12 protein-coding genes are annotated in these 13,582 nt (G+C 61.3%); 8 read left to right on the top strand and 4 right to left on the bottom strand.

What is annotated here, in order from left to right:
• The first annotated feature begins 87 nt into the window (after positions 1 to 87).
• The 3 genes from LOY67_RS26555 (at position 88) to LOY67_RS26565 (ending at position 2,665) form a co-directional block, all read left to right on the top strand.
• A complete protein-coding gene (locus LOY67_RS26555) occupies positions 88 to 1,683 on the top strand; it encodes a GMC family oxidoreductase (RefSeq protein WP_265065110.1) in 1,596 nt (531 codons plus the stop codon).
• 115 nt (positions 1,684 to 1,798) lie between these two features.
• A complete protein-coding gene (gene coaD / locus LOY67_RS26560; RefSeq protein WP_040071510.1) occupies positions 1,799 to 2,278 on the top strand; it encodes a pantetheine-phosphate adenylyltransferase in 480 nt (159 codons plus the stop codon).
• Positions 2,279 to 2,413: 135 nt separating this feature from the next.
• Positions 2,414 to 2,665 (top strand): YfhL family 4Fe-4S dicluster ferredoxin, encoded by a 252-nt coding sequence (locus LOY67_RS26565; protein WP_003206534.1) that lies wholly within the window; start codon positions 2,414 to 2,416, stop codon positions 2,663 to 2,665.
• 159 nt (positions 2,666 to 2,824) lie between these two features.
• Here LOY67_RS26565 and LOY67_RS26570 read toward each other — a convergent pair whose 3' ends face one another.
• From LOY67_RS26570 to LOY67_RS26580, 3 genes are read right to left on the bottom strand one after another with little or no spacing between them, the layout of a single operon-like run.
• Positions 2,825 to 3,145 (bottom strand): multidrug transporter, encoded by a 321-nt coding sequence (locus LOY67_RS26570; protein ID WP_265065111.1) that lies wholly within the window; start codon positions 3,143 to 3,145, stop codon positions 2,825 to 2,827.
• A gap of 54 nt (positions 3,146 to 3,199) precedes the next feature.
• Positions 3,200 to 4,012: a bifunctional DNA-formamidopyrimidine glycosylase/DNA-(apurinic or apyrimidinic site) lyase gene (gene mutM, locus LOY67_RS26575; protein WP_265065112.1), complete on the bottom strand. Its 813-nt coding sequence runs from the start codon at positions 4,010 to 4,012 to the stop codon at positions 3,200 to 3,202.
• Between the two features lie 29 nt (positions 4,013 to 4,041).
• Positions 4,042 to 4,857, bottom strand: a complete 816-nt coding sequence (locus LOY67_RS26580; protein WP_265067831.1) for an HDOD domain-containing protein — start codon at positions 4,855 to 4,857, stop codon at positions 4,042 to 4,044.
• A gap of 282 nt (positions 4,858 to 5,139) precedes the next feature.
• Here LOY67_RS26580 and LOY67_RS26585 point away from each other — a divergent pair, with 282 nt between their 5' ends.
• From LOY67_RS26585 to ilvD, 5 genes are all read left to right on the top strand, one after another.
• A complete protein-coding gene (locus tag LOY67_RS26585; RefSeq protein ID WP_265065113.1) occupies positions 5,140 to 6,336 on the top strand; it encodes a class I SAM-dependent rRNA methyltransferase in 1,197 nt (398 codons plus the stop codon).
• A 414-nt stretch (positions 6,337 to 6,750) separates the two neighbouring features.
• Positions 6,751 to 7,833, top strand: coding sequence for a SagB family peptide dehydrogenase (locus LOY67_RS26590; RefSeq protein WP_265065114.1), 1,083 nt, complete (start codon positions 6,751 to 6,753; stop codon positions 7,831 to 7,833).
• Entirely contained in the window at positions 7,830 to 8,783 is a 954-nt protein-coding gene (locus tag LOY67_RS26595; RefSeq protein ID WP_265065115.1) for a diiron oxygenase, read from the top strand. The genes LOY67_RS26590 and LOY67_RS26595 overlap by 4 nt, the downstream gene beginning before the upstream one ends.
• On the top strand, positions 8,776 to 9,981 hold the full coding sequence (locus LOY67_RS26600; protein ID WP_265065116.1) for an MFS transporter: 1,206 nt from the start codon (positions 8,776 to 8,778) through the stop codon (positions 9,979 to 9,981). Before LOY67_RS26595 ends, LOY67_RS26600 begins: the two co-directional genes overlap by 8 nt.
• A 270-nt stretch (positions 9,982 to 10,251) precedes the next feature.
• On the top strand, positions 10,252 to 12,093 hold the full coding sequence (gene ilvD, locus LOY67_RS26605) for a dihydroxy-acid dehydratase (protein ID WP_265065117.1): 1,842 nt from the start codon (positions 10,252 to 10,254) through the stop codon (positions 12,091 to 12,093).
• A 199-nt stretch (positions 12,094 to 12,292) separates the two neighbouring features.
• Here the strand turns inward: ilvD and LOY67_RS26610 are convergent, their stop codons facing one another.
• Positions 12,293 to 13,348, bottom strand: coding sequence for a phosphorylcholine phosphatase (locus LOY67_RS26610; RefSeq protein WP_024780461.1), 1,056 nt, complete (start codon positions 13,346 to 13,348; stop codon positions 12,293 to 12,295).
• Between the last annotated feature and the right edge of the window lie 234 nt (positions 13,349 to 13,582).

Consider the following 13,582-nt stretch of genomic DNA (forward strand, 5'->3'; position numbering starts at 1 on the left):
TTGCTGTTGATTGACACACCGCTTTCGCGAGCAAGCTCGCTCCCACAGGGGGCCATCGCCAATCCATAACAACAAGAGAACCTGAACATGCCCGTACCCGATCTCTTCCGCGAGGGTCTTGCCCGCGGCTGGACCACCTGCAACGGCGCTCAACTGACCCAGGACCTGACCCTGGAAGCAGACGTGGCAATCATCGGCAGCGGCGCGGGTGGCGGGACCACGGCGGAAATCCTCAGCGCTGCCGGCTACAACGTGTTGCTGATCGAGGAAGGCCCGCTCAAGACCAGCAGCGACTTCAAGCTGCTCGAGGACCAGGCCTATACCAGTCTCTACCAGGAAGGCCTGGGCCGCATGAGCAAGGACGGCGCCATCACCATCCTCCAGGGTCGGGCCGTGGGTGGCACGACCCTGATCAACTGGACCTCGAGCTTCCGCACACCGGACCAGACCCTGGATCACTGGGCGGCCGAGCACAACGTCAAGGGGCACAGCCCCGCCGAAATGGCGCCCTGGTTCGAACGGATGGAACAACGCCTGGGCGTGGCTCCGTGGCTGATTCCGCCGAATGCCAACAACGACGTCATCCGCAAAGGCTGTGAACGACTGGGTTATAGCTGGCACGTCATCCCACGCAACGTGCGCGGCTGCTGGAACCTGGGTTATTGCGGCATGGGCTGCCCGACCAACGCCAAACAATCGATGCTGGTCACCACCATCCCGGCCATGCTCGACAAGGGCGGCACACTGCTTTACCTGGCGCGGGCCGAGCGCCTGACCCTCAAGAACGATACCGTCGTCGACCTGCAATGCCTGGCCATGGACGAGCGCTGTGTGACGCCGACCGGACGGCGCATTACCGTCAAGGCGCGACACTACGTACTGGCCGGCGGCGGCATCAACAGCCCGGCCTTGTTGCTGCGCTCCAATGCGCCAGACCCCAACCAACGCCTGGGCAAGCGGACATTCCTGCATCTGGCGAACATGTCGGCCGGGCAGTTCGATGAAGTCATCAACCCCTTCTACGGCGCGCCACAGTCGATCTATTCGGATCACTTCCAATGGCAGGACGGCGCTACCGGCAAGATGTCCTACAAACTCGAGGTACCACCGCTGCATCCCGCCCTTGCCGCCACGCTGCTGGGCGGTTTCGGCACACAGAACGCCGATCGCATGGCGCAACTGCCCCATACCCACGCCATGCTGGCCTTGCTGCGCGACGGTTTTCACCCGGACAGCCCTGGCGGCAGCGTCGAGTTGCGCAGCGATGGCACGCCGGTGCTCGACTACAGCGTGTCAGCCTACGCCTGGGACGGCTTGCGCCGTGCGTTCCACAGCATGGCCGAAATTCAGTTCGCCGGCAGTGCCAGGGCCGTCATGCCGTTGCACAGCGATGCCCGCTACGTGAAAACCCTGGCCGAAGCCCGAACCCTGATCGACGGGCTGGACCTCGCCTTGTATCGCACGCGCCTGGGCAGCGCCCACGTGATGGGCGGCTGTGCGATGGGCGAAGCGCCGCAGAACGCTGTCGCTGACAGCCTTGGCCGTCATCATCAGCTCAGCAACCTGTCGATCCACGACGGCTCGCTGTTCCCCACCAGCATCGGCGCCAACCCGCAATTGTCGGTGTATGGGCTGACGGCAAAACTGGCGACATCCCTGGCCGAACGCCTGGGAAAACCATGAATATGCGGATTATTCGCAGCGTCTATAGTGCTTTCTTATCCCACAGCCGACTTGGCCGACCGAGAAGGCTGCGATACCATCCGACTCCCCAACGGACTCCCGCCAGGACGACGCGATGAACCGAGTGTTGTACCCAGGTACCTTCGACCCTATTACCAAGGGCCATGGCGATCTGGTCGAACGCGCCGCGCGCCTGTTCGATCATGTGATCATTGCCGTTGCCGCCAGCCCGAAGAAAAACCCGCTGTTCCCGCTGGAACAACGCGTGGAGCTGGCCCGTGAGGTCACCAAGCATCTGCCCAACGTGGAAGTGGTCGGCTTCTCGACGCTGCTGGCGCACTTTGCCAAAGAACAGAATGCCAACGTGTTCCTGCGCGGCCTGCGGGCGGTTTCGGACTTCGAATACGAGTTCCAGCTGGCCAACATGAACCGCCAGTTGGCCCCGGACGTCGAAAGTCTTTTCCTGACACCGTCGGAGCGCTACTCGTTCATCTCGTCGACCCTGGTGCGTGAAATTGCAGCCCTGGGCGGCGACATCACCAAGTTCGTCCATCCGGCCGTGGCCGATGCGCTGACCCTGCGCTTCAAGAAGTAGTCCGCCGGCTGCGACCCACTTCGCGGCACAGCGAGCGCAGTCCATCGCCCCCGCGTGCACTGCGCTCGCCAATGCGGCACAATTGCGCCTATTCGTTTTCAGATGCCCGGGCCCAACGCCCCGGCAGGAGCCTGCATGTCCCTGATCATCACCGACGACTGCATCAATTGCGACGTCTGCGAACCCGAGTGCCCGAACGAGGCCATTTCCCAAGGCGAAGAGATCTACGTCATCGACCCGAACCTGTGCACCCAGTGCGTCGGTCATTACGACGAACCCCAGTGCCAGCAGGTTTGCCCGGTGGATTGCATTCCGCTGGACGAAGCCCATCCGGAAACCGAAGAACAGTTGATGGCGAAGTATCGCAAGATTACCGGCAAGGCTTGAGCCCGGAAGGCTTGTAGCACCTGTACCGCCCCCATCGCGAGCAGGCTCGCTCCCACAGTGGATTCGCTGTGCTCACAGCATTTGGGCCTGATGCAAATCCCTTGTGGGAGCGAGCCTGCTCGCGATGAGGCCATCAGCACCACCATCCACCTCACAGCCTCACTCCTGCTGCTCAAACCCCTCCCCAACACACCCCAGGCACCGCACAAAGGTGGCCTTGGCCGGGTCCACCACCAGCGCCTTCCCCGCATCACCCACCCCACCGCCGAGCGCGGTAAAGGGCAGCGACACCACAAACGCCCCCGCCCCGATCACGGTGGCGGCGAGCAGCAAGGGACGGGCAATCAGCAGGTCGCCGATCATGGCGTAGGCAGGCGGATTCTGGATGGTGTAGCGTGGGTCGCCGCTGCCGCTGTTCGCCAGGGCAGGCAAACCGACACTCAGCAGCAGAACAAGGACAACAGGTCGAAGCAGATTCATGGGGCGATCCTTCGGCTGATCAGTATGACTACTGACTATAGACCGTAGGACAAATCAGCTCTGACAGCGCGGGCACCAGACGCTGGCGCGCTGGCCCAGGCGGACTTCCCGCAGCCTCGTACCACAGACCTTGCACAGCTCCCCACCCCGGCCGTATACGAACAGTTCCTGCTGGAAATACCCGGGCTGGCCATCGCCACCAATGAAGTCCCGTAGCGTGGTACCGCCGCGCTCGATGGCATGGGCGAGAATGCGTTTGATCTCGATCGCCAGCTTCAGGTACCGCGCCCGGGAGATGCCTCCGGCCGCCCGACGCGGGTCGATACCGGCGGCGAACAGCGCTTCGGTCGCATAGATATTGCCCACGCCCACGACCACCGCGTTGTCCATGATGAACGGCTTGACCGCCATGGAACGCCCACGGGAGAGCTGGAACAGGCGTTCGCCATCGAACAGATCGGTCAACGGCTCCGGCCCGAGGCGCACCAGCAATTCATGGTTGAGCGGGTCGAGACTCCAGAGCATCGCGCCAAAGCGTCGCGGATCGGTGTAACGCAAGGCCAGGCCGGACTCCAGCTCGATGTCCACATGCTCGTGCCGGGCGGCAGGCAGGCCCACCTCCACCAACCGCAGGTTGCCGGACATGCCCAAGTGGCTGATCAAGGTGCCGACCTCGGCATTGATCAGCAGGTACTTGGCTCGCCGCTCCACCTGGACGATACGCTGGCCCGAGAGGCGCACATCGAGGTCTTCCGGGATCGGCCAGCGCAGGCGGCGGTCGCGCACGACCACGCGGCTGACCCGTTGCCCTTCAAGGTGTGGCGCGATTCCGCGGCGGGTGGTTTCGACTTCCGGCAGTTCTGGCATGAGGCTCTCGAGTCAGGCGAGCTGGGCACTCAACGAGTGGCGAGGTCGCGGATTTCCTGTTTCTGGGTCTGGAAGTCGTATTCCGACAAGCCGATATAGTCGAGCACCAAGGGGCCGACGCACTCCCATTCATGGTCTTCGGCCTGATTGCCCAGCACCCGGTGGGACGCACAGATATTCTCGGACATCTTCAGGAGCGCCAGCAGGTTCTTCAGCGGGCAATTGTTGCGTGAAGACTCGTCGCTGAAAATCGCCAGGGCATTGTGATGGTTGGCAATGGCCTGGCTGACATGATCCGGCAGGCGCCAGGATTTGGAGGTGTAGTAGCCGACTACGGCGTGGTTGGTGTTGAACACACGGTTCTCCGTGTCCACCACCCGACACTCGGCGCTCGCGCTGGCGTAAGCCTCCTCCAGCACGCCCATGTAGTTGGGAAACTGCTTGAGCATCAGCGGCACGCCACAATCGTGGAACAGCCCCAGGGCATAGGCTTCATCGCCATTCTCCACGCCAACCCGCTTGGCCAGGGTCAGGCAGGTCATCGCCACGTCCTGGGCCGTGTCCCAGAAGCGGTTCAGGGTGACGATGGCGTCGTCGTGCAGCGCCCCCTTGATCGACTGCGCATTGATCAGGTTGATGATCGAACGGCTGCCCAACAGGTTCACCGCACGCTGGATCGAGGTGATCTTGTTGCGCAGGCCGTAATACGGCGAGTTGACGATTTTCAGCAACGCCCCCGAAAGGCCCGGGTCCTGGGAGATCAGCTTGGCGATGGTCTCCAGGTCCGGATCGGGCATGTACTGCTCCATCTGCAGATCCACCATGATCTGCGGCTGGGGCGGCACGCTGATGCCTTGCAGGGACTGTTGGATCTGTTCGGCGGAAAGCTCGTTGGACATGGGCACACACTCTGGGACAGGCAGGGATTCTAACCCTGAAAGACGGGTCCGACACACCGCCTGGGCAGATCGGCGAAACTTTCATGACGACTCACGCTTGAGTCGGCAATCATCCCATTGAGCTTGAGCAGATTTTTCATCCCGGCGACCGGCTGCCACATATCGACCTCCAGGCCCGTCGATCACCTCAACACGGTATACTCCCGCTCTTTTTTTCGGAGCGACGTCATGTCCCTGCCCAGCCTGCGCCTCAAAGCCAACGCCGACCGTCGCCTGCGCGCCGGTCACCTGTGGGTCTACAGTAACGAAATCGACGTGGCCGCCACCCCGCTGCACGGTTTCAAGGCTGGCGACCAGGCGCTCCTCGAAGCCGCCGGCGGCAAGCCGCTGGGCATCGTCGCGATGAGCCCCAACAACCTGATCTGCGCCCGCCTGCTGTCCCGTGACGCGAAGCTGCCGCTGGACAAATCCTTGCTGGTGCATCGCCTCAACGTAGCGCTGTCCTTGCGCGAGCGGCTGTTCGACAAGCCGTTCTATCGGCTGGTCTACGGCGACTCCGACCTGTTGCCGGGCCTGGTGGTCGACCGTTTTGGCGACATCCTGGTGGTGCAGATCGCCTCCGCTACCATGGAAGCCCACAAGGACGACGTGATCGCCGCCCTGACCCAGGTGCTCAAGCCCAGCGGCATTCTGTTCAAGAACGACTCCGCCGCCCGCGACGCCGAAGGCCTGGAGCGCTACGTCGAAACCGTGTTCGGCCTGGTGCCGGAATGGGTTGCCCTGGAAGAGAACGGGGTGAAATTCGAAGCACCGGTCATGGAAGGCCAGAAGACCGGCTGGTTCTACGACCACCGCATGAACCGCGCACGCCTGGCTCCCTACGCCAAGGGCAAGCGCGTACTGGACCTGTTCAGCTACATCGGCGGCTGGGGCGTGCAAGCCGCGGCATTCGGCGCCAGCGAAGTCTTCTGCGTCGACGCCTCGGCCTTCGCCCTCGACGGCGTCGAACGCAACGCTGCGCTGAACGGCTTTGCCGATAAGCTGACCTGCATCGAAGGCGACGTGTTCGAAGCCCTGAAGGAACTCAAGGCCAGCGAAGAGCGTTTCGACGTGATCGTGGCTGACCCGCCTGCCTTCATCAAGCGCAAGAAAGACCTCAAGAATGGAGAAGGCGCCTATCGCCGCCTCAACGAACAGGCCATGCGCCTGCTCACCAAGGACGGCATCCTGGTCAGCGCTTCGTGCTCGATGCACCTGCCCGAAGACGACCTGCAGAACATCCTGCTGACCAGCGCCCGTCACCTGGACCGCAACATTCAATTGCTTGAACGCGGCGGCCAGGGGCCGGACCATCCGGTTCACCCGGCCATCCCCGAGACCCGCTACATCAAGAGCATCACCTGCCGGTTGCTGCCCAACAGCTAAACCTCGCGGCGGTATCCAGCCACACCCCAATCGCAGCTTCGGCTGCGATTTTTTTGCGTCTGAAAAGTTACCCTGCACTGAAGTTAATACCGACGCCCGCAATCTTTTGTAAGACCCCTCCCACATTATTACTGGAGCTTTCCTACTCAATCTCCTCTTGCCAAGCATTCATTAAAAACTATGATTGAACAGTCACTTCAGAAGTGACAGATATTAAAAACACAACACTTATTCAACGCAAAGGAGCTGCATCATGAAAGCAATCAATCTGGAAGCTGACAAAATCGCAAACCTGGCGGGCCTGATTGTTCCAAAGAGCCGCTAAGCCAGTAAACGCTTGAAGTAAACGATGGGCTGAGGAGTGCCGGCGCCTCAGCCCCATCCGAACGATTTTCCTCAGCGGAATCTTTCTGCATGCATATAAACCCGTGCCTTTTTATTCTTGCGCGCCCGCCGCACCAAGTTGTATGGAACTACGAGCGTCACACCCAATTCGAACTCGATCTTCATTACTCGACGCGATTGGCGCAACTTGTAGCCAACCCCTTGCAGTTCGATATTCACAACCCTATCGATGCCGATTTCTTGAACACAGAAATATTCACTGAAGAACCGAGAAAGCCCATCGAGTGGAACTGGGATGAGTTATCCAGGATATTTCATATCGGCACAAAGAACATTCCTTGTGCCGAGGTGCCCCGGAATGTAGATGAATGGGCGACCCTGTATCTGCAACATTGCAACGAAGTACTGTCGTCACCGGCACCTTCCCCCCAGACAAAAACGTATCCCGTCGGCCGGATCGTCCTGGCTCCCTGTACGCTGGCCGACATACGGGATGTTTCGCTGGCGCAGACACTGGTCGGTCGAAGCACCTCCCGCTCATTCGGCGAACACGCCGTCTCGATCGAACAGGTCGGCACGCTCCTGTACCTGACCCTGGGTTACCTGAACGAACGCCGGGGTGCCCGGGAGGCGTGCGGTCCCGATGCGCTGGACGCCAGGCGCAGCAGCCCCTCGGGCGGCGGCCTGAATGCCTGCGAGGGTTATCTGTACGTACGCCACGTGACCGGCCTGGCACCCGGCATCTACGCCTATCATCCGGACGCACATGCCTTGAGCCTGATCCGCCCCCTGCCCGATGAACCCCTGGGCCATCTATTGTGCGGTCAGCACTTCATCAATCCGCTGCCGTTCGGGCTGTTCCTCACCTCACGCTTCGACAAGCTGTGGTGGAAATACCAGCACTCTCGCGCCTACCGGATGGCTTTCGTCGAAACAGGCCATGTGTCCCAGGCCTTCCTGATGGTTGCTACTGCATTGGGCCTCGATACCTGGCTGACCGGAGCACTGGCCGACCGTGAAGTCGAACACCTGCTTGGCCTTGAAGGCACTTGCGAGCAACCGTTGTTTTTTGTCGGCTGCGGTCATGGTGACGGGCAGGTGCACTGCAAGGAACTGATGGCGTTGATCGACCGACAGGAGATCGCGTCATGACCCCTTCAACCGCCAACCAGACACCTCGCTACACGCTGGGCGACTGGGATAACAAGGCCGCCGTGCGCATTCGTAAAGACGACTATCGCCTGCCCGACGACCTGGAACGGCAGCTCTACAGTCGTGACTGGTTTCCGTCGGCTTTCATTCCCTATATCGAACATCCGTTGATCTGCGAGGCGGGCCGCTCCATTGCCCAGCGCCTGGCGGCCAACCACCTGGTGCATTTCCTCGACTACACCACGTTGCTCGAACACCGGATCGTCAATCGCGCCGTGGAAACCATCGTCCATGGCGAACTGGCCCTGCCGATCCCCCAGCCGATGAAAACCGCGGCCCTGCAGCTCTACACCGACGAGGGCTATCACGCTCTTTTTTCCAATGAAGTGGCCGAACAGGTCGCAGCTCTCTACGGGATCAGCGAAAGGCCAACACCCAGGCGCATCCAGCGGCTGCTGGGCATGATCGATACCGTCGCCCCCGCGGATCGGCCCCTGGCGTGGTTTCTGCTGGGGTTCGTCTCCGAGACGATCATCGCCAAGGAGTTGCTGGCGATTACCCGCGACACCCTGGTGTGCACCGTGTACCGGATGCTCAGGAGTCATCTCGAGGACGAGGCACGCCACAGCCGCTACTTCAGCGAAGTATTCCAGTACCTGTGGACCGCCCTGGACGTGACCCAACGCGACCAGGCCGCCAGGCTGCTACTGCAGATCATCGGCCTCTATTTCGAGCCGGATATGCCCTGGCTGATGCGTAGCCTCGCCAGCGTCGGCTTCAACGAACCCTCCGCTCTGCAGATCGTTGCCGATTTCCTGCAACCGGACGCCCATGGCCGACGAGTACGTTCAGGGGCGGTTTCGACCTTCGCGGCCATGCAGAAGGCGGGGTTCTTCGACAACGAACACAACCGACAGCTTTTCACCCAAGCAGGGTTTATCAATGGCTGATTTCAAAGGCCCTCCAGGCCCCCACAAACCCGCCGCCGTCGGCTTGTTGCTGACGTTGACCCTGCTCGGCGTGTTTCCGATCGACGTCGTACTGCCCTCGTTCCCGGCATTGTCCGAACACTTTGGGCGTCCATCGTCCGACATCGCCCTGTCGGTCAGTCTGTTCGCGATAGGCATCGCCCTTTCGCAACTGCTGGTCGGCCCACTCTCCGACACCATGGGGCGGAAAAACCTGCTGCTGATCGGGATCACCGTTTCAGCCATCGGCGCCACGGGTTGCATACTCGCCGACGACTATGGAGTCTTTCTGTTCTTCCGTGTCGTCCAGGCGCTGGGGTGCGGCTGTTTCGTGCTGTCCCAGGCATTGATCCAGGATCTGTTTACCGGCCTGGAGCAGCAGCGGCTGCGTATCTTCCTGGTCACCTGCGGCGGTATTTTCATTTCCGTTTCGCCCCTGGCCGGTACCGGACTGCAGCACTGGATGGGGTGGCGCGGCAGCTTCCTGGTGTTCATTGCCCTGGCAATCGGCGTATTCGCAAGCGCCTGGCTTTTATTAAGCCGCTCCATGGCGAGCAGCAACTCCAGGCGCCTGGACTTCATCGGCGCCTATCGAACGGTATGCAGCGACTTCAGCTTCATGGCCTACTGGCTGACCTCGGCATTGGCTTTTTCCTGCCACTTTTCATTCATCGTCATTTCGCCACTGGTGTTCATCGACCAGCTACAGCTCTCGCCCGAGGCTTTTTCCCTGGCGCTGCTGGGTTACGGGCTGGCCTACATCGGCGGCGGAGCGTTGGCAACGGTGCTGAGCAACCGGATCGACTCACAGACGCAGATCATCACCGGCCTGGGTCTGATCCTGCTGGCGGGCGTCCTGATGTTCGGGCTTTCCAGCCATCTCGGGTTGTCGGTCACCACCGTCCTGCTACCCATGATCGTCTGCACCGCCGGAACCACCATCGCCCGGGCGGCGGCCCACACCCGGGCCATGAATCTGTTTCCCGAGCAAGCCGGTACGTCCGCGTCGGCCGGCAGCGTGTTGATCTTCATTGTCGGCGGGCTGACCAGCGCCGCGATCAGCCTCACCCCGCTTGCCCTGCAAACCACCCTGGCGTTGTGCCTGGTACTGCTCAGCCTCACGGGGTTGGTGCTCAATGGCCTGATCCGGCATCGTCACCGAGGGCTATTGACCGGTTGAGCGCCGCCGGTCGTCATCCCGAGCACGACATTGGCCTCCGATCAGCGCTTTGCGTCATTTCATCCTGGCGCCAGCGGTGTAGAATCGCGACATTCATCGCCATTCATCCCCCGGCGGGTTTATGAGCTCATGCTGAGGCGCGCAGCGATCCTGCACCGTCATATCGGCCACTTCCGGACACACGGCCAAACCCGGTGTCCCAGAGGTCTACAGAAGCTCACTTTCCCCTTGATACCTGGTTAGTACCTGATTAGCCGCCCGGAGTGCTCCATGCCCGATTACCGTTCGAAAACATCCACCCACGGCCGCAACATGGCCGGTGCCCGTGCATTGTGGCGCGCCACGGGGATGAAGGATGACGACTTCAAGAAGCCGATCATCGCCATTGCCAACTCCTTTACTCAGTTCGTACCCGGCCACGTCCATCTCAAGGACCTGGGCCAACTGGTTGCCCGCGAGATCGAACGCGCCGGCGGTGTGGCCAAGGAATTCAACACCATCGCCGTGGACGACGGCATCGCCATGGGCCACGACGGCATGCTCTATTCGCTGCCGAGCCGGGAGATCATCGCCGACTCCGTCGAATACATGGTCAACGCCCACTGCGCCGACGCCATCGTGTGCATTTCCAACTGCGACAAGATCACCCCTGGCATGCTCATGGCGGCCCTGCGCCTGAACATCCCGGTGATCTTCGTGTCCGGCGGCCCGATGGAAGCCGGCAAGACCAAGCTCGCCAGCCACGGCCTGGACCTGGTGGATGCCATGGTCATCGCCGCCGACTCCAGCGCTTCCGATGAGAAGGTCGCCGAGTACGAGCGCAGCGCCTGCCCGACCTGCGGTTCGTGCTCCGGCATGTTCACCGCCAACTCGATGAACTGCCTGACCGAAGCCCTGGGCCTGGCCCTGCCGGGCAACGGTTCGACCCTGGCTACCCACAGTGACCGCGAACAGCTGTTTTTGCAGGCCGGCCGGACCATCGTCGAGCTGTGCAAGCGCTACTACGGCGAGAACGACGAGTCGGTGTTGCCGCGCAACATCGCCAACTTCAAGGCGTTCGAAAACGCCATGACCCTGGACATCGCCATGGGCGGTTCCACCAACACCATCCTGCACCTGCTGGCCGCCGCCCAGGAAGCCGAGATCGATTTCGACCTGCGCGACATCGACCGCCTGTCCCGTCACGTACCGCAGCTGTGCAAGGTCGCGCCGAACATCCAGAAGTACCACATGGAAGATGTGCACCGCGCCGGCGGCATCTTCAGCATCCTCGGCTCCCTGGCCCGGGGCGGTCTGCTGCACACCGACCTGCCGACCGTGCACAGCAAGACCATGGCCGACGCCATCGCCAAGTGGGACATCACCCAGACCACCGACGAGGCCGTGCACCACTTCTTCAAGGCCGGTCCGGCGGGCATTCCGACGCAAACCGCGTTCAGCCAGTCGACTCGCTGGGAAACCCTGGACGACGACCGTGAAAACGGCTGCATCCGCAGCGTCGAACACGCCTACTCCAAGGAAGGCGGCCTGGCCGTGTTGTACGGCAACATCGCCCTGGACGGCTGCGTGGTAAAAACCGCCGGCGTCGATGAATCGATCCATGTGTTCGAGGGCAACGCCAAGATCTTCGAAAGCCAGGACAGCGCCGTGCGCGGGATCCTCGCCGACGAAGTGAAGGCCGGCGATATCGTGATCATCCGCTACGAAGGCCCGAAAGGTGGCCCGGGCATGCAGGAAATGCTCTACCCGACCTCCTACCTGAAGTCCAAGGGCCTGGGCAAAGCCTGCGCCCTGCTGACCGACGGCCGTTTCTCCGGCGGCACCTCGGGCCTGTCCATCGGCCATGCTTCGCCTGAAGCCGCCGCTGGCGGCGCCATCGGCCTGGTGCGCGACGGTGACAAAGTGCTGATCGACATTCCGAACCGCTCGATCAACCTGTTGATCAGCGATGAAGAACTGGCCGCGCGCCGCGTCGAACAGGACAGGAAAGGCTGGAAACCAGTGGAAGTGCGTCCACGGAAAGTGACCACCGCACTCAAGGCCTACGCCCTGCTCGCCACCAGCGCCGACAAGGGCGCGGTGCGTAACAAGGCGATGCTGGACGGGCTGTAAGCCTTCAGCGCCGCAATAAAAATGCCCCGCCAAGTGCGGGGCATTTTTTTGCCTGATATCCCGTGATAAATGGTGATCAACTGTGGGAGCGAGCCTGCTCGCGATGGCGGTAAATGAGTTACATCAATGTACCTGACACACCGCTATCGCGAGCAGGCTCGCTCCCACAGGGATACTGTGGAGCTGCCAAAAACCCGGGTTACTGAATGTCCTCAGGCTTCACGATCACCCAGTTCTTGTCCGCCGTCACCGGCAGCCCTTCCTTGGCCTGGGCGGCAGCGTGCTTGGCCATCATGCCGTTGATCTGGGTCATGTACTTGTCCTTGCGGTTGACCCACAGGTGGATACCGCCCTTGGCCACATCCACATCGTGGAACAGCATGTAGCCGTCGCTGCTCGGTGTGTCGCCGCCCACCAGGACCGGTTTTTTCCACTCATCGATGTACGTCAGGATCGCCGCATGCTTGCCGGCCATCCAGGTCGCCGGGGTCCACAGGTAAGGCGTGTATTCCAGGTCCAGGTTGGCCTTCTCGTCATACTTGCCGGCGGTGATCTGCTTGCGAGCGGTGGTCAGCTCGCCCGTCTTGCGATCCTTGAGCAGCGTGGTCACACCGATGACGTTCTGCGGCTTGAGGTTGTAGCCGTATTTCGGATCGGCCGCGACCATGCGCACCAGCTCTTCCGACGCCGCAGTCATGACATAGACCTCGATGCCGTTTTCCATCAGCTTGTTGTACAGCTCGGCCTGGCCGGTGAAGACTTTCGGCGGGTTGACGTTGTAGTTGACCACCTTGTCGCCGTCGTAATACGTGGTCGGAACCGGCTTGCCGGACGCCATCAGCTCGTCGACGTAGCCCTTGAGTTCCTTGAGCGTGAAGCCGGAGAACACCTGGGCCACCCATGGGTAGCAGACCATGTCGTCGACTTCGCAGAGGCGATAGTAGTAACTGAACAGGCTTTCCTTGTGATCGGCCGTGTCCTTGAATGGAATCAGCTTCAGGGAGGGATCCAGGGATTCGCGGGTGATGAGGCCCTTGTTCTCCATGAACGGCAGCAACGACTCTTCAAGGTCATAGCGGTAACTGGTGTTGTCCATGTCGAACACCGCGAAGTTACCCTTGTTGGCATTGGCCGCGATCATCGCATCCAGCGCCTTGGCCTGTTCCGCCGGCCAGTGCTTGAGTTCGGTGGCAAGTGCCTGGCCGGCGAGACCAAGGCTCAAGGCGACAGCGAGAAAACGAGGTACGAGCTTCATCGGCATTTCTCCCAGGTTCAAAGAGTCCGACGCTAGCAAATGCTTGTGACAGTCCTCGCCTGTCCGCGACCGCTTGCGTCTTGATAACGCCAGCGACGTACCTGCAAACGCCAAGTCCTTATTCCATAAACGACATTCAACATACCTTTTTAGTATTAATTCATTAGTTATCAGACTGTTAGGCTTCCCTGCCCGCAGTCGCGGCTTCAAGCGACTGGCAAGTCTTAACGGAGC

It is taken from the genome of Pseudomonas sp. B21-056 (assembly GCF_026016325.1).
Lineage (GTDB): Bacteria > Pseudomonadota > Gammaproteobacteria > Pseudomonadales > Pseudomonadaceae > Aquipseudomonas.